Consider the following 15,686-nt stretch of genomic DNA (forward strand, 5'->3'; position numbering starts at 1 on the left):
CGATGGCTTGCGCAAACGACTACTTGCTGATGGGTCGCCCGGGAGCAGCCGCGGGGACCCGGCGTCGTGTCGACCGGGCGAGCAGCAGCCCGACCGTGAGGACGGCGGCGGCGACCGGGAGACCCCAGGGCCGCCGGGTAGCCGCCACGGTGAACGCGAGCGGCCGACCGGGCGCCGCGATCCGGCCGTCCACCTCGTACCGGCCGTAGGGGGCCGCGCCGGTGGGCACCCGGACGTGGTACTCCCGGGTCTGCCCGGCGGCGATGCCGCCCAGCGTCGGGGCGGCCACGATGGTCCGGGCCCGTCCGGGCGGCCCGACGGTCAGCTCGAACGGCGGGTCGGTGACCTCCTCCTCGCCCGGGTTGTGCAGGGTGATGCGGACCGCGAGTTCACCCGGCAGGCCGAACCAGCCGCGCGGCCCGGAGCGGTCGTCGGCGTGCACCGCCACCAGGGTCAACCCGGCCGGGACGGCCGGCGCGACGGCCGGCGCGGTCACCCCGGCCAACGTCAGGTCGGCGACGGCGGTGGCCGTGCCCGTCGGCGTCCGGACCCGCAGCACGCACGGGCAGGCCACCGGCGGGGCGGCCACCAGCACCGGCAGGGTGGCCCGGCCGGACGGCGGCACCTGGCCGTGGGTGGCGGCCCCGGTCGCGCAGTCGAGCACGCCGCGCCGGGCGGCGTTGCCGCACACCTCGATCTGGACGGTGCCGGCGGGCCAGCCGTCGAGGCCGACCAGCACCCGCTGGCCGACCCGCAGCGTCCCTGCCGGCACGGTGACGCCGGGACCACCACCCGCCGGGGCGCCGGCCGCGACGCTCGCCCCCGGGGCCGGAGCCAGCGCGGCGGCTACCGCCAGCAGGGCGACGGCACGCAGCGGCCCGGTCACCGGGCGGGCGGGGCGTCGGGACGCGGGTCGACACCCGGAGCCGCCCCGGCGGCGGTAACCGGAGCCGGCCCGTCGGCGGCGGTGCCGGTCGCGGAGGTTGCGGCCGGTCGCGGGGTGTCGGCAGGGTCCGGGGTGGACGGTCGACCGGCGGCGGCAGCGGCCCGGCGTCGCCACCACCGTAGTCCGGCCCAGCCGGCCGCCCCGGCGAGCAGGGCCAGCAGCAGCCACGGCGGGGCCCACACCCCGGCGGTCCGGACCACCGGCGGCAGCGCGGTGTCCGTGGTGGTCGCCGCGATGTCGACCTCGGCGGTCAGCCGCAGCAGCGGAGGTACGCCGGTGATCCGTTCGGTGACCGTGAAGGTGGCCCCGGGCAGCAGTTCCGGCAGGTCGGTGGGGGAGGTGCGGGCCTGCTCCCGGCCGAAGGGCGCGCGCACGGTCACCGTGCCGCTGCCGCCGACCCGCACGTTGCCGTCGTTGCGCAGCCGGTAGCGGACCACCAGGTCGCCGCCGCCGAACGGGTTGACCGGGTTGTCGTAGGAGACGTCGACCGCCTCCACCGTGACGGCGGGCCGGACCGGGCCGGTGACCCGCAGGTAGACCCGGGCGGCGAGCCGCTGGTCGACCAGGACGCGCTGCCCGTCGGCGGTGGTCCGGATCCGGGCGACCGCACCGATCACCCCGCCGGTGTGGTCGCCCGGGGTGGCGTTGGCCGGCACGGTGAGCCGGAACGGGATGTCGACCCGCTTGCCCGCCGGAATCGTCCACTCGCGCCGTTCGACCCTGATCCAGGAGCCCACGTCGGTGGCCGGCCGGTCCGCCGGCAGCAGGGCGAACGCGCCGTCGGTGGAGGTGTAGGCGTCGGTGCCGTACACGTCGAAGGTGACCGGGCGGTCGCCGAGGTTGGTGATGCCGACGTGGTCGGTCAGGGTGCTGCCCGGGGCCAGGTCGTAGATGAAGTAGTTGCGCCCGGTCGGGCCCTTGGCGCTGGACGGTTGGACGGCCCAGCGCGCCGCTCCGGTCTGGCCGGCGGCGGCCGTCGGGCCGGGCGACGGGGCGGGCGCGGCGGGGGCCGGTGCTGGCGGGGCCATGGCCACGAGCAGCGTGACGGCGAGCACGGCGCTCGCCCGGGACAGGATGGTACGCAGGGACATGCCGGGCTCCGGGAACGTGATCGGGCCCGGTGGGGCGGGTGGCGAGCCCGCCCCACCGGGGTGGTGCCGGATCAGGAGAGGGTGAGGGTGAGCACCGCGCTGTAGTCGCCCGCCAGGGCGGACGCCGGAACCCCGAGTTGGAGTTCGGCGCCACAGGTGAAGGTGCCGTTGCTCGCGCCGGTCGCCGAGGTGCACAGCGCCCGAGCGGTGCCGAGACCGGCGCCGGGCGCGGCGGGCGCGCCCGGGGTGACCACGCCGGGGGTGCCGGCGAGGCCGTCGGTGCCGACGGTGGCGCTCGGCGTCCACCCGAGGTTGTCCGCGGCGATGGTGCCGCCGGTGGTCGAGGCGAAGTCGGAGACCTGCCCGACCAGGCTCCAGCCGGCGTTGGTGCCGCGCAGGTCGGCCACCGTGGCGGCGTTGAGCGCCCCGGTGGTGACCTGCCCGTTGCTGACCGCCGGCAGGGCGACCGTGGCGCCGGCCACGCCGAGGGTCAGCGCGCCACCGGTGACGGTGGCGGTGATCTGCTGGTCGGCGTCGCCGCCGCCGGCCGGCGTACGGGCGAAGGTCACCGGGGTGAAGGTGTCCTGGCTACGGTCGGCCGAGCCCCGGGCGGCAAAGGTGATCACGTAGCACTGCACGGCCGTGCAGTCGACCCGGGTGCCGGTGCGGTCGGTGTAGACCGCACTGATCGGCAGCGTGGTACGGAACGTGCCGTCGGCGTTGAGCCGGTCGCGGGCCTCCGTCGGCTCGTTCGTCTTGTTGACCCACTTGGTGACCTGCAGGACACCGGCGTTGGTCCAGTGCTCGTCGACCTTCGGGCCGAACGAGACGTAGATCCCCGCCGCCCCGTTGGCCTCCGGGTCGAAACCGCTGCCGCTGACCGTGATCGTCGCCCCGGCCGGGTCGAGCCCGGTGGCGGGGGTGACGCCGACGGCCGGTCCGGCCGGTTCGCCGCCGCCACCGGTGGAGAAGGTGAACGACAGCGGGTCGAGCGCGGTGCCGGCGGTGTAGAAGCCGTTGAACGCCGAGGCGCCCTCGGCGGTCAGCGTCGCCGCCAGGTCGGTCGCGGTCACCGTGCCGCCGCTGCCACCCGGGTTGTCGTCGCTTGTGGTGATGGTGGCGATGGTGGCCTGGCGGACCGAGACCGGCTCGGCCGCCGTGGTGGTGAGGTCGACGTCCGCCTTGACCGCGGCGGTGCCGCCGGTCACGACGATCGTCGGGTTGGCCAACGCGATGGTGAAGAAGTGCGCCGGGTACGAGAAGACGATCTTCCCGCCGTATGCGGCGTCGATGGCGTCGGTGTCGGCGTCGTACGTACCGCCCTTGGCGGGGAAGGTGAAGGTGCCGTCGCTGTTGATGCGGGCACCGTCGCTGGCGGCGATCGGCGGGTTGCCGTTGCCGGTGTTCACGTAGGCGCGGAAGGACGCCTTGAAACCCCAGGTCAGGCTGCCGGAGCTGAGCTCCGTCCCGGCGGCCTGGGCGGGGCTGACCCCGACGAGGACGGTCGACGCGCCGAGCAGGGCGACCGCCGCCCAGCGCAACGACCGCCACCGACCGGCATTGGTTCTGGATCTGACCATGGTGCTCCCTCTGTGGTGCCCAATACGGACAGTAGTTGAGGTTAGGCAAACCTAACCAACGAGGCACCCAGCGAGCGGCCGAAGATCTTGGGCCGAAGAACCCCTTGTGAACAGCAGATCAGTCGCTTAGGTTAGGCAAACCTTAACTACGGTCGGTGTGGCAGCCGGCCCGATCCGTCATGGGAGGAGCCTGATGCGGGCACTGCCTCGCGCCATCCTGGCCGCCGTAGCGGTCACTGTCAGTATCGGTGCGGCGTCGACACCGGCCCACGCCGGCACCGGCCGGGGCCCCGCCGGGCAGACCCTCACCGCCACCCCCAGCAGCGGGGTGTCCCGCACCGGGGCGACGGTGACCGTCAGCGGCAGCGGATACGACGTCACCAAGGGCATCTACGTCGCCTTCTGCGTGGACAACGGCGTCGGCGTCGCCCCCACCCCGTGCGGCGGCGGTGTCGACACCACCGGCAGCAGCGGCGCGTCGCACTGGATCTCGTCCAACCCACCCTCCTACGGGGAGGGACTGGCCGTCCCGTACGGCCCGGGCGGGTCATTCCGGGTGACCCTCACCGTGAGCCCCCGCATCGGTGACGTCGACTGCACCGTCCGCCGCTGTGTGGTCGCCTCCCGCGCCGACCACACCCGCACCGCCGACCGCTCCCAGGACGTCCGGGTGCCCGTCACCTTTGCCGCCGCCGCAGCGCCCGCACCGACCCGTACCCCGGCCGCCGCCCCGGCGACCACCGGCGGTGCCGCCCGGACCACCCCACCGGCGGCGACCCCGGCCGGCGCGTCCACCGGTGGCGCACCGGCGTCGGCCGCCACCGCGGTCGCCCCCGCCGGCACCGGTGGAACGGTCGGTCCGGCGGGCCCGGCCGATGCCGGTGACCAGGCGCAGGTGACCCGGGTCAGCACCGCCTCCGACACCGGCCGCTGGTGGCTCGTGGCGCTGGTCGTACCCCTGCTCGTCATGGCCCTGCTCGCCGGCCTGCGCCCGGCGTCGCCGACGCCGGGCCGCATCGTGACCCGGCGCGCGCTGCCGCTCGTCCTGGTGCTGCTCGCCGGGGCGCTGGTCGGCTGCACCGACCCGGCCGCCGAGGCCCGACCGGGCACACCGACCTCCTGTGGCCCGGTCACCGCCGCCGTGGGCGACACCGACGTCACCCCGCTGACCCCGCCGCCGGCCCCGGCCCTGCCGGCCACCGTCACCTCCACCGACGGCGTCGTCACCACGGTCACCGACGCCACCCGCATCCTGCCGGTCAACCTCTACGGGTCGATCGCCGAGATCGTGTTCAGCCTCGGCCTGGGCGGCAACGTCGTCGGCCGGGACACCTCCACCACCTTCCCGGCCGCCGCGCACCTGCCGGTGGTCACCCCGGCCGGGCACGACCTGTCCGCCGAGGCGGTGCTCGCGCTGGCCCCCACGGTGATCCTCGCCGACGACAGCATCGGTCCACCCGAGACGCTGCGGCAACTGCGCGCCGCCGGCATCCCGGTGGTCCTCGTCGCCGCCGAACAGCGCCTCGACGCCGTCCCCGGGCACGTACGGGCCATCGCGGCGGCGCTCGGTGTCGGCGCGGCCGGCGACCGGCTGGTCACCCGGATCGAGGCCGACATCGCCTCCGCCCGCGCCGGCGCGGGCGGAGGCACCGCCCCCCGGGTCGCCTTCCTCTACCTGCGCGGCACCGCCGGGGTCTACCTGATCGGCGGGCGGGGCGCCGGCAGCGACGCGATGATCGAGGCCGCCGGGGGAGTGGACGCCGGCAGCGCGATCGGCCTGGCGAAGTTCCGCCCGCTGACCAGCGAGGGCCTGATCAACGCCGCCCCGGACGTGATCCTGGTGATGAGCGGTGGGTTGGAGTCCGTCGGCGGCGTCGAGGGCCTGCTCAGGCTCCCCGGGGTGGGGCAGACCCCGGCCGGCGTCGCCCGCCGCGTCGTCGACATGGACGACGGCGTCCTGCTCAGCTTCGGCACCCGATCCGGGCAGGTGGTCCGGGCGCTCGCCGACGCGCTGCACTGCCGGGGCCCACAATGACCGTCACCGGCACCCGACCGGCCACCGGGGACACCGGAACCGGCCGCCCCCGCCGCACGCTCCGACGGGGGCCGGTCCTGCTCACCGGGCTCACCGTCGGGCTGCTGCTGGTCGCCCTGGTCGCCGCCGGCCGGGGACAGGTCGCCGTCGCCCCGACGGAGGTGCTCGGCTCGGTGCTGCACCGCCTCGGCCTGGACCTCGGCCCCCGGCCCGCCGCCGTGCACGGCGAGAGCGCACTGTGGCTGGTCCGCTTCCCCCGGGTCGCGCTCGCCGCCGTCGTCGGCGCGGCGCTCGGCTGCGCCGGTGCGGTCATGCAGGGGGTGTTCGGCAACCCGCTGGCCGAACCGGGCGTCATCGGCGTCTCGGCCGGCGCGGCGGTCGGTGCGGCGCTGGCCATCGTCACCGGCGTCACCGTCCTCGGTGGCTGGACGGTGCCCGCCGCCGCATTCGCCGGTGGCCTCGCCACGACCTGGCTGGTCTACCTGCTGGCCCGCTCCGGCGGCCGGACCGAGGTGGTGACCCTGGTCCTCACCGGGGTCGCGGTCAACGCCGTCGCCGGGGCCGCCATCGGGCTGCTGATGTTCGTCGCCGACGAGTCGGGCGTGCAGGCCATCGCCTTCTGGAACCTGGGCAGTCTGGCCCAGGCCAACTGGTCGGCGGTCGCGCTGGCCGCGCCCTGCCTCGCGGTGGGGCTGCTCGCCACCCTCGCCGACGCCCGCCGGCTCGACCTGCTCGCCCTGGGCGAGCGGTCCGCCCGGCACCTCGGGGTCGACGTGGAACGGCTGCGGGTCCGGATGATCGTGGTCACCGCGCTGCTCGGCGCGGCGGCGGTGGCCTTCACCGGCATCATCAGCTTCGTCGGCCTGGTCGTGCCGCACCTGGTCCGGATGGTCGCCGGCCCCGGACACCGGCTGCTGCTGCCGGCCAGCGCGCTCGGCGGGGCGATCGTCGTCGTCGCCGCCGACCTCGCCGCCCGAACCCTCGTCGACTACCAGGAGCTGCCGCTGGGAGTGCTCTCCGCGCTGGTCGGCGGCCCCGCCTTCTTCTGGCTGCTGCGCCGCACCCGGGACCGCGCCGGCGGTTGGGCGTGAGCGGCTCCGGCAACCCGACCCGCCCACCCGAGGGGAGACCGTGGTGAACGAACGTCGGCGACGGGGGCCGCTGCGGCTGCTCGGAGCCCGGCCGGCCCCCCGGGTGCCGACCGCTCCCGAGCCGGGCGGCACCCGGATCCGGGCCACCGGGGTCCGGGTCGAGCGCGCCGGCCGACCGGTCCTCGACCGGGTCGACCTCGCGGTCCGCGCCGGCGAACTGCACGCCCTGGTGGGGCCGAACGGCGCCGGCAAGTCCACCCTGCTGGCCGCCGTCAGCGGTGACCTGCCGCTCGCCGCCGGAACGGTCGAGGTCGACGGCCGGCCGCTGGCCGAGTGGTCGGCGGTGGAGCTGGCGATGCGCCGGGCGGTGCTGACCCAGCACAGTGTCCTGAGCTTCCCGTTCGGGGTGGTCGAGGTGGTCCGGATGGGTCGTTCTCCCTGGGCCGGTCGCCCGGAGGAGGCCCACGACGATGCGGTGGTCGCCGAGACCATGCGACGCTGTGACGTGATCCGGTTCGCCGCCCGTCCCTTCCCGTCGCTCTCCGGCGGCGAGCAGGCCCGGGTGGCGCTGGCCCGGGTGCTGGCCCAGCAGACCGGGGTACTGCTGCTCGACGAACCGACCGCCGCCCTCGACCTGCACCACCAGGAGTTGGTCATGCGTATCGCCCGGGAGCGGGCCGAGGCCGGCGACGCCGTCGTGGTGGTGCTGCACGACCTCGCCCTGGCCGGGGCGTACGCCGACCAGGTCACCCTGCTCGCCGACGGGCGGGTCCGGGCCGCCGGCCCTCCCGACACGGTGCTGACTGCGCCCCTGCTCAGCGAGGTCTACCGGCACGACATCGAGGTCGTGCCGCACCCCGACACCCGCCTGCCGCTGGTCGTGCCCCGCCGTCGGGGCCCGGCCCGCACCACCTGCGTCACGGAGGAATAGATGGACACCCCACCCCTGCCGTTCTCGGCCCGGCTGCGGGCCGCCACCGCGGGCGCGCACGCCGCCGCCGAGGGCCAGCGCTACGTCACCGCGCTGGTCGCCGGTGAGCTGGACCTCGCCGGTTACCTCGACCTGGTGGTCCAGCACCACGCCCTCTACCAGGCGTTGGAGTCGGCCGCCGAGGCGATGCGGGCAGACCCGGTCGCCGGGGATTTCGTCGACGACGCGTTGACCCGGCTGCCCGCCCTGGAGGCGGACCTCACCGAGCTGGCCGGGCCGGACTGGGCGCTGCACACCGCACCGCACCCGGCCACGGTGGCCTACGCCGAGCGCATCCGGGCGGTGGCCGGCACCTCCCCGGTCCACTTCGTCGCCCACCACTACACCCGCTATCTGGGCGACCTCTCCGGTGGCCTGTACATCGGCCGGGCGGTGGCCCGACGCTACGGGCTGACCGGGCAGGCGGGGACGGCCTTCTACACCTTCGCCCGGATCGACCGGCCGAAGGCGTACAAGGAGGCGTACCGGGCGCGGTTGGACGCACTGCGGCTGAGCCCGGCCGACGAGGCGGCGCTGCTCGACGAGGTGCTGCTGGCGTATCGGCACAACACGGCGGTGTTCGCGGCCCTGGCCCGGCACGTGCCGGACGGCCCGGAGATCACGGAGGCGGTGGCGTGACCGGGCAGCCGTTCGACGCCGACACGGTGGCGGCGGTCAGCCGGCACATGAACGACGATCACGCCGCCGACTCGCTGCTGATCTGCCGGACCCTCGGCGGCTGCCCGGACGCCACCCGGGCGCGGGTGACCGGGCTGGACGGCGACGGGATGGACTTCGCCGTCACCCTCGACGACATCGAGGTGCCGGTGCGGCTGCCGTTCGCCCACCGGCTCACCGAGCGGGCCGAGATCCGCCGCGAGGTGGTCCGGATGTACGAGCAGGCGTGCGCCGCGCTCGGCGTGCCACCGCGTCGCGCCGGCTGAACACCCGTCACGAGGGCCGGCCCCCGACGGGTCGGCCCCACGGGCGGGCCGATCCGGTCAGGTCGCGCCCAGGCGGGGCGGCCCCCTCGCGACGGGCGCGCAGGATGGGGATCGGCGCGGGTGCCTGACGGCTCAGGGGCGGGTCAACTGCTCCGGCAGCGGCTTGCGGTGCAGGATCACCAGCTCCCCGACGGCCCGGGTGAGGGCGACGTAGAGCCGGTTCATGCCCCGGGGTTCGGCGGCGACGATGTCGGCGGGTTCGACGAGCACCACCCGGTCGTACTCCAGGCCCTTGACCTGGCTGACCGGGACCGCGTGCAGGGCCTCGGCCAGGTGGTCGGGGGCGATGACGGTCCCGGTCTCCCCGGCCACGGCCCCGGCCAGGTCGTCGACCCGACGGATCTCCAACCTGCCGCCGGGCCGGAACGACCGGGTCGGTGCGATGCCGGGCGGCAGGGCCCGGGCCGCGAAGTCGGCGATGACCTCGGGCACCCGGTAACCGGTGGGCAGGTCCAGCGTCCGGGCGGTCCGCTTGCCGAGCCGCCGCACCAGCTCCGGCCACGAGCCGGCGGCGAGCGGATGGGTCGCCTGGCCGAGGTCGCCCACGATGGTCATCGAGGCGTACTCGGCCCGGCGGGCGATCATCCGGCACTCCATCGGCGACAGGTCCTGTGCCTCGTCGAGGATGACGTGCTGGTAGGCGTCCTCGACGGGCTCCTCGGCCTCGGCCACCGGCAGCGGCTCGGCCAGCACCGGAACGTAGCCCTCCTCGCCGTACGGGTCGACGCCGTCGATCCAGCCGACCACCTGGTGACCCTCGCGGAGGATGATCGCGGCGGCCCAGCGCTGGGCACCCCAGTGGCCGCTGTCCAGCGACTGCCCGGACTGCGCCATGGGGGTGGCCAGGCCGGGGGCGAAGAGCTGCCACCCGTCGGTGAGGCTCGGGCTCAGCACGAAGGTCTCCGCCAGCCGGACGCCGTTGCCCAGTTCCCGACGCTGCCACCCGGGTCGGACCTCGGCGACCTGTGGCGGCCGGCCCAGGATCGCGGCCAGCTCGTCGAGCAGCGGAACGTCGTCCACCGACCACTCGCCCCGCTGGGCGGGCAGGACGTCCTGCGGGGTCAGCGTCGGCCACCAGGCGGTCAGGAAGGCGTCGGGGACCTCCCGGCCGGGCAGCAGTTCCGCGAGCACCGTCGCGGCCTGCGGCCGGGCGGCGTTGGGGGTGATCCCGGCGGCCTCGCACCGGCGGCGGACCTCGCGGCGGGCCCGCGTCAGGTCGTCGGCGTCGAGACCCCACAGCCGGTCCGGCACGTTCGGCGGGGTGTCCCAGGCCAGGTCGGTCAGCACCCGCACCATCCGCAGGTCACCCTTGGTGCGGGCCACCTCGGCGCGGTCCCGCCGGGTCGCCACGACACCGTCGAACAGCTCACCGACGGCGCGCAGGTGGACGCTGTCCTCGCCGAGGCCGGGCAGCACCCGCCCGATGTACTCGGTGAACACGGTGGACGGGCCGACCACCAGCACCCGGCCGTCGGCGTACCTGCCCCGGTCGCGGTAGAGCAGGTAGGCCGCCCGGTGCAGGGCCACCTGCGTCTTGCCGGTCCCCGGACCGCCGGTGATCAGGGTGACGCCGTGGGTCGGCGCGCGGATCGCCTCGTCCTGCTCGCGTTGGATGGTCGAGACGATGTCGCGCATGTGTGCGCCGCGTTCCCGGGTCAGCGACGCGAGCAGGGCACCCTCGCCGACCACCCCGTCGACGGGCGTGGCCGACAACACCTCGTCGTCGAGGCCGACCACGGTACGCCCGGCGCAGGTGATCACGCGGCGACGGGTCACCCCGAGCGGCTCGCCGGGGGTGGCCCGGTAGAACGGGGCGGCGGCGGGGGCCCGCCAGTCCACCACCAGCGGTTCCCGGTCGGCGTCGCGGACCCCCAACCGACCGATGCGGTACGTCTCGTCGTCGTCGTAGTCGAGCCGGCCGAAGACGATCCCCTCCTCTTGGCCGTCGAGGTCGGACATCCGGGCGGCGGCGCCCAGCACCATGGCGTCCCGCTCGACCAGGCCGGTGGCCGGCCCGCCGCCGGCCCGCCGACGCCCCTCCTCGCCGAGCTGCCGGGCCTGCGCGCGCATGACCTCCAGGCGGGCGTACACCTGGTCGACCACCTGCTGTTCGATGGCGATCTGCCGGGTCGTCTCGGACACGGGCCCCCCGTTCCTCCCGCCGGGCCCCGCGGCCCGGACCGGTCGAGACTAGGCGCGGTACGGGGTGGCGAAAATCGTCATCCGGGACGATCCGGACGGCTTGCCCGGCCCATATGATGAAGGTGACGCACCCGGGAGGACGACGTCATCCGGTGCCGGTCGGGTCGGCACTCCGGCCGGACGGTCCTCCTCCCGGCCGGATTCCGTCCCCTACGCTCGCTCTCGCGCCGGACCTGGTGGCCGGGGAGCACACCTTGACCCGACGCGGGACGGCGTGCCGCCGCCCACCGTGGTCGCCGGCGGTCACGGGTACCGGGCGGGAGGCTGGGCATGGTGGTCACGGGTGGTCCGCAGGGCGGCGTGGCGGTGCCGGCGGGCACCCGCCGCAGCGGGGTGGCGGCCACCGTCGGCGCGGTGGTGGCGGTGCTGCTCCTGGTCGTGCTCGCCCTGGCGGTGGCGTTGGTCGGGATGTTCCTGCCGATGGCGGCCGACGGCTGCGGCACCGAGGGCACCGAGGGTCTGCTGATCTGCGGGCCCGCCGGTCAACTCGTGGTGCTGGTCGCTCCCACCGGGGGCGCCCTGCTCGGGGTGCTGCTCGCCCTGGTCGGTTTCCTGCCGATGCCGTTGCGGCGCCGGCGGGCCCTGTTCATCGGCGTCGGCTACCTGGTGGTGCTCGGCGGGCTGGGGGTGGCCTTCCTGGTGGCGTTCAGCGGGTGGTGACGGGTCACCGGGTCTTCTTCGTGGCCCGTTTGCGGGGCGGGGTCAGCAGGTCGGCGATCGCGGCGATGGTGGACGGCACCGTGCGGTAGTACGCCCAGACTCCCCGCTTCTCGCGTTCGATCAGCCCGGCCTCGGTGAGGATCCGCAGGTGGTGGCTCACCGTCGGCTGGGACAGCCCGAGCGGCGCGGTGAGGTCGGTGACGGACGCCTCGCCCTGCGGGGCGGACTGGATGAGACTGAGCAGTCGTAGGCGGGCAGGGTCGGCGAATGCCTTCAGCACTCCCGCGAGCCGTTCCGCATCGGCACGTTTGATCGGCTCACCGGTCAACGGTGAGACGGCAGGTGTATTCGTTTTCGCAGCTCCCACGTCCGCCATCATGGCAGCCGGAGTCAGGTCGGACCGGGGGATCGCCGATCGGCCGTGACGAATTTGGCGGATCGGGTGACAGCGGGCGGCGCGTCGGCCGACCCGCCGTGGCGGTGGGACGGCCGTCGGCGGGGCCGGTGGGCAGGATGCGCTCCCGCCCACCGGCCCCGCCGTTCGCCGTCGGGCCGGTGACCGGTCCGGGTCAGCGGGCGGTGCAGCTGGGGGTGAGCCCGGACCCGCTGCCGTTGCCCTGGAAACCGAACTCGGTGACCTGGCCGGGGGCGAGCTGACCGTTGTAGCTGACGTTGGTGAAGCGGACCGTCCCGGTGCTGCCGCTGGCGGTGGCGTTCCAGGTGTTGGTGACGCTCGCGCCGCCGGCCAGGGTGGTGCTGACCGTCCAGCCGGTGGTCCCGGCTGACCCGGCGGTCACCCGCAGGGAGGCGGTGAAGCCGCCGTTCCACTGGTTGACCGTCACGGTCGCGGTGCAGCCGCCACCGCCGGGCGGCGGCGTGGTCGGGGTCGCCGGGGGCGTGGTGGGCGTCGCGGGCGGGGTGGTGACCGGTGGCGTGGTGGTGGGGGGCGTGGTGCCGTCGAACTGGGTGAAGAAGCTCCACACCACCGGCCGGGTCCAGGACTTCTCGCCGGGCGCGTAGGGGTCGGCGGTGCCGTCCACGGCGTTGGGGGCGTGCCCGCCGTCGAACGGGGCCCAGGCGACCGGGTAGCCCGCCCGGCAGCCGGAGTAGTAGGTGACGGTGTGCGTCAGGCTGCCCTGCGCCGGCTCCGGGGGGTTCTGCGGGGTGCAGCCGTTGTTGCGGACGAACCGGTCGCGCAGCGACCGCCCGGTCGAGATGGGCAGCACGGTGTCCCGCAGGCCGTGGATGCCGATGTAGGCGATCGGCTGGGTGCCGCCGTTGCAGCCGCTGAGCTGGCCGCCGGAGTAGACGGCGACCGCGCGGAAGGCCGAGGCGCGGGCGCAGGCGATGGCGTAGCTCATCCCGCCGCCGTAGCTGAACCCCATGGCGAAGCGCTGGGTGGTCTCGACGCACAGGTCCGACTCGATCTGCCGCATCATGTCGTCGACGAAGGTCAGGTCCCGGTCGCCGGTGTTGGCCCAGCCGTTGCCGATGCCCTGTGGGGCGACGAAGATCGCGCTGTTGTTCGCCAGGGCGCGGATGCCGTAGTAGGACCAGGGATAGCCGCTCGTGCCGCCCGAGTCGACGTCGTTGGCGGTGCCGCCGTTCCAGTGGAACGCGAAGATCAACTTGTAGGGGCGGTTGCGGTCGTAGTTGTCGGGGATCCGCAGGATGAAGGTGCGGTTCTGGCCTCCGCTGGAGATCGTCCGGGTGCCGCTGGTCAGCGTCGGCGTCTTGCCGCACCCGGCGGTCGCCGCGAGCGGTCCGGCGTCCTTCGCCCAGGCGGCCGGCCCGGCCCCGGTGGTGATCGCGGCGCCGCCCAGCGCGAGGGCGAGCGTCGCCGTCGCCGCGACGACGCCGGCCACGAGTCGGTGTCTCGACATCAGGGGAACTCCTTCGACAGCAGCGTGGTGGTGGGGTGTGACCGGACGCCCGATTCCGGCCGCGACCCGGTGATCCCGGCCGTGCCGGCGGTTGCCACCGGCCGGGGCAGTTGATCAAATTCATCGATGATTACGAACGTAATCCGTATGACGTATGATGTCAACACATGGGCGGCCGCCGGTGCGTCCCGGAGGGGGTCCGGGCACGCCGGCCCGACCAGGGGAAACGCCGGGGTGCTCCACCGCAGGGGCCGGCGACGCGGAGCTGTCCGCGTCGCCGGCCCCTGCGCCGTTCGGTCCGCCAGGCGTCAGCCGTTCACCAGGTCAGCGGCAGGGTGTTGACGAACCGGGTGAGCGCGCCGGCGAGGAGCTGGTCGTCGCGGCGGGAGGGGTGCCAGTCGCAGCCGAGCTTGTCGAGCCCCAGCGCGTTGTCGTCGTAGTAGAGCGACCGGATCCGGGTGTCGCCCCGGCTGGCGCGGGTCTGCACGATCTGCTGCACGGAGCTGGCCAGCGCGGTGGTGGGGGACAGGTCGGGGTAGGTCAGCACGATGAACGTGTCGGGGCCGTACCGGCTGCGCAGCTTGTCGAGGAAGGCCAGGTAGGCGCTGCGGAAGTCGGCCGCGAGCTGGTCGACGGTGGCCCAGCGTTCGCCGGGGTTGAGCGCGGTGGAGAAGTCGTTGATGCCCAACCCGACCACCACCAGTTGCGGCTTCCAGGTGGCCGGTTTCTGCCACACCGTGCTGTTCCACAGGGCCTGCAGGTCGGTCTCGTAGTAGGTGCGGAAGTTGTCGGTGCCGCCACCGTTGTAGTTGCGCACCATGCCGAGGCCGGACCAGGCGGTGAGCTGGTAGTCGGCATTCAGGCTCTGTGCGGTGAGCGCGCCGAAGGTGACGTCGGCGTTGGAGTTGCGGGTGACCCCACCGTTGCCGGAACAGTCGCGGGTGGTCGACATGTTGCCGTAGCCGGCGGTCCACGAGTCGCCGATGAACTCGATCTGCCGGCTGCGCGGGGCGGGCCGGGTCAGGATCGCCCCGCCGGCGGCGGGGACGAGCCCACCGAACTCGCCGACGGCCCACGGGCTCTCGGTGCGCTTGACCAGTCGTACGGTGTGCTCGCGGTCGGCCAGGTTGCGCACCCAGTAGGTGGTCCGGCCCGGCGTGACCAGGGTGGCGACGGTCGCCCCGTCGACCTGCACGAGGTAGTCGTTCTGGGAGTCGTCGAGGACGATCCCGACCCCGGTGCCCCGGAACCGGCCCTCGAAGTAGATGCCGGGCCAGGTGTACTGCGCGCTGCTGCCGACCGCTCTGATCCGCCCCACCGTCGTCGTCTGGTCCAGCGCCCCGGTCCCCGGCGGCGGCGTGGTCGGGGGTGGGGTGGTGGGCGGTGGGGTGGTGGGCGGTGGCGTGGTCGGGGGTGCGGTGGTCGGCGGCGGCGTGGTGGTCGGTGGTGCGGTGGGCCCGGAGGTACGGCCGGTGCACGGCACCCCGTTGAGGGCGAAGTCGACGGGCGTCGGGTTCGCCACGTTGTTCCAGGACGCGCCGAAGCCGAACTGGGCGCTCGCCCCGGTGCCGAGGTTGCCGTTCCAGTCGACGTTGCCGACGGTGACCCGGCCGGCGGACTGGGTCGCCGTGCCGTTCCACCACTGGCTGATCACCTGCCCGGCGGTGAAGGTCCAGGTGAGCCGCCAGCCGGTGAGCGGGTCGCCGAGGTTGGTGACGTCGACGTTCGCGCCGAATCCGCCAGGCCACTGGCTCGTCACCGTGTAGGTGACCCGGCAGCCGGCCGCCGCCCGGGCGGGGACGGTGCCGGCGAGCGCGGCGGTGACGACGACGGTGGTGGCGGCGCACAGTGACACCGCCAGTCTGAACCGGGAACGCGTGGGTCCCATGGATGATCCTCCCGCAGGGGGTGGGGCGGCGACGACTGTCGGCCGCGTCGACGGGGCGGCTCCGCCGGCGGGAGGGATGGTCCCGCTCCGGGCGCTGATGGCCGCGCGGTGCTGAGGTGGGGTGCGGTGGACGGCGACACGCCGTCGGCCGACCCACCCCGGTCGTGTCGTACGGTGTCCCTCGGCCCGCAGCCAGCCCGGCTCCGCTGCGGATTATCTCTTCCGAATTTGACCTTCGTCAATTGGTTGGCTCGGACCCGGGGCGCACGCCGGGGGAATTCAATGACAATGTTCTATATTGACGTCCGGCGTCCAAGGGCGCAGGATCGCGGCACC

Annotated in this window: 13 protein-coding genes; 6 read left to right on the forward strand and 7 right to left on the reverse strand. The window is 74.7% G+C overall.

Translation table 11 applies throughout. The annotated features are described in order from the left end of the window. Positions 1-19: 19 nt before the first annotated feature. The 3 genes from ACN267_RS05585 to ACN267_RS05595 all read right to left on the reverse strand — a co-directional run bounded on the left by ACN267_RS05585 (position 20) and on the right by ACN267_RS05595 (position 3,617). Positions 20-886 (reverse strand): hypothetical protein, encoded by an 867-nt coding sequence (locus ACN267_RS05585; protein WP_421488104.1) that lies wholly within the window; start codon positions 884-886, stop codon positions 20-22. Beyond that, positions 883-2,037 carry a WxL protein peptidoglycan domain-containing protein gene (locus tag ACN267_RS05590; RefSeq protein ID WP_421488105.1) on the reverse strand — a complete coding sequence of 385 codons (1,155 nt, stop codon included), beginning with the start codon at positions 2,035-2,037 and terminating at the stop codon, positions 883-885. The genes ACN267_RS05585 and ACN267_RS05590 overlap by 4 nt, the downstream gene beginning before the upstream one ends. A gap of 71 nt (positions 2,038-2,108) precedes the next feature. Beyond that, a complete protein-coding gene (locus ACN267_RS05595) occupies positions 2,109-3,617 on the reverse strand; it encodes an HtaA domain-containing protein (RefSeq protein ID WP_421488106.1) in 1,509 nt (502 codons plus the stop codon). A gap of 193 nt (positions 3,618-3,810) precedes the next feature. On the opposite strand from ACN267_RS05595, the gene ACN267_RS05600 reads away from it, so the two are divergent. From ACN267_RS05600 to ACN267_RS05620, 5 genes are read left to right on the forward strand one after another with little or no spacing between them, the layout of a single operon-like run. Further along, positions 3,811-5,652 carry a heme/hemin ABC transporter substrate-binding protein gene (locus tag ACN267_RS05600; RefSeq protein WP_421488107.1) on the forward strand — a complete coding sequence of 614 codons (1,842 nt, stop codon included), beginning with the start codon at positions 3,811-3,813 and terminating at the stop codon, positions 5,650-5,652. Continuing rightward, the gene (locus tag ACN267_RS05605) at positions 5,649-6,743 is read left to right on the forward strand and encodes a FecCD family ABC transporter permease (RefSeq protein WP_281896566.1); all 1,095 of its coding nucleotides are present in this window, start codon (positions 5,649-5,651) and stop codon (positions 6,741-6,743) included. Before ACN267_RS05600 ends, ACN267_RS05605 begins: the two co-directional genes overlap by 4 nt. Positions 6,744-6,786: 43 nt before the next feature. Next, positions 6,787-7,674 carry a heme ABC transporter ATP-binding protein gene (locus ACN267_RS05610; protein ID WP_281896568.1) on the forward strand — a complete coding sequence of 296 codons (888 nt, stop codon included), beginning with the start codon at positions 6,787-6,789 and terminating at the stop codon, positions 7,672-7,674. Next, complete coding sequence (locus tag ACN267_RS05615) at positions 7,675-8,352, forward strand: heme oxygenase (biliverdin-producing) (RefSeq protein WP_239486332.1); 678 nt, start codon at positions 7,675-7,677, stop codon at positions 8,350-8,352. Continuing rightward, positions 8,349-8,657 (forward strand): DUF2470 domain-containing protein, encoded by a 309-nt coding sequence (locus tag ACN267_RS05620; protein ID WP_281896572.1) that lies wholly within the window; start codon positions 8,349-8,351, stop codon positions 8,655-8,657. Before ACN267_RS05615 ends, ACN267_RS05620 begins: the two co-directional genes overlap by 4 nt. A gap of 132 nt (positions 8,658-8,789) precedes the next feature. Here ACN267_RS05620 and ACN267_RS05625 read toward each other — a convergent pair whose 3' ends face one another. Next, complete coding sequence (locus tag ACN267_RS05625; protein WP_421488108.1) at positions 8,790-10,859, reverse strand: HelD family protein; 2,070 nt, start codon at positions 10,857-10,859, stop codon at positions 8,790-8,792. 330 nt (positions 10,860-11,189) lie between these two features. Here ACN267_RS05625 and ACN267_RS05630 point away from each other — a divergent pair, with 330 nt between their 5' ends. Further along, entirely contained in the window at positions 11,190-11,579 is a 390-nt protein-coding gene (locus ACN267_RS05630) for a hypothetical protein (protein ID WP_421488109.1), read from the forward strand. Between the two features lie 4 nt (positions 11,580-11,583). Here ACN267_RS05630 and ACN267_RS05635 read toward each other — a convergent pair whose 3' ends face one another. From ACN267_RS05635 to ACN267_RS05645, 3 genes are all read right to left on the reverse strand, one after another. After that, on the reverse strand, positions 11,584-11,955 hold the full coding sequence (locus ACN267_RS05635; RefSeq protein ID WP_088647720.1) for an ArsR/SmtB family transcription factor: 372 nt from the start codon (positions 11,953-11,955) through the stop codon (positions 11,584-11,586). A 193-nt stretch (positions 11,956-12,148) separates the two neighbouring features. Next, a complete protein-coding gene (locus ACN267_RS05640; protein ID WP_204961624.1) occupies positions 12,149-13,462 on the reverse strand; it encodes a cellulose binding domain-containing protein in 1,314 nt (437 codons plus the stop codon). Between the two features lie 316 nt (positions 13,463-13,778). Next, on the reverse strand, positions 13,779-15,350 hold the full coding sequence (locus ACN267_RS05645; RefSeq protein WP_421488110.1) for a cellulose binding domain-containing protein: 1,572 nt from the start codon (positions 15,348-15,350) through the stop codon (positions 13,779-13,781). Positions 15,351-15,686 lie beyond the last annotated feature (336 nt).

The organism is Micromonospora sp. WMMD734 (assembly GCF_049178975.1).
GTDB classification, from domain to species: Bacteria; Actinomycetota; Actinomycetes; order Mycobacteriales; family Micromonosporaceae; genus Micromonospora; species Micromonospora wenchangensis.

Bases quoted from the DNA above. Each gene is read 5' to 3' on its own strand.
- ACN267_RS05640 (WP_204961624.1), bottom strand. From the start codon at position 13,462: ATGTCGAGACACCGACTCGTGGCCGGCGTCGTCGCGGCGACGGCGACG.
- ACN267_RS05615 (WP_239486332.1), top strand. From the start codon at position 7,675: ATGGACACCCCACCCCTGCCGTTCTCGGCCCGGCTGCGGGCCGCCACC.
- ACN267_RS05590 (WP_421488105.1), bottom strand. From the start codon at position 2,037: ATGTCCCTGCGTACCATCCTGTCCCGGGCGAGCGCCGTGCTCGCCGTC.
- ACN267_RS05630 (WP_421488109.1), top strand. From the start codon at position 11,190: ATGGTGGTCACGGGTGGTCCGCAGGGCGGCGTGGCGGTGCCGGCGGGC.
- ACN267_RS05635 (WP_088647720.1), bottom strand. From the start codon at position 11,955: ATGGCGGACGTGGGAGCTGCGAAAACGAATACACCTGCCGTCTCACCG.
- ACN267_RS05645 (WP_421488110.1), bottom strand. From the start codon at position 15,350: ATGGGACCCACGCGTTCCCGGTTCAGACTGGCGGTGTCACTGTGCGCC.
- ACN267_RS05600 (WP_421488107.1), top strand. From the start codon at position 3,811: ATGCGGGCACTGCCTCGCGCCATCCTGGCCGCCGTAGCGGTCACTGTC.
- ACN267_RS05605 (WP_281896566.1), top strand. From the start codon at position 5,649: ATGACCGTCACCGGCACCCGACCGGCCACCGGGGACACCGGAACCGGC.
- ACN267_RS05595 (WP_421488106.1), bottom strand. From the start codon at position 3,617: ATGGTCAGATCCAGAACCAATGCCGGTCGGTGGCGGTCGTTGCGCTGG.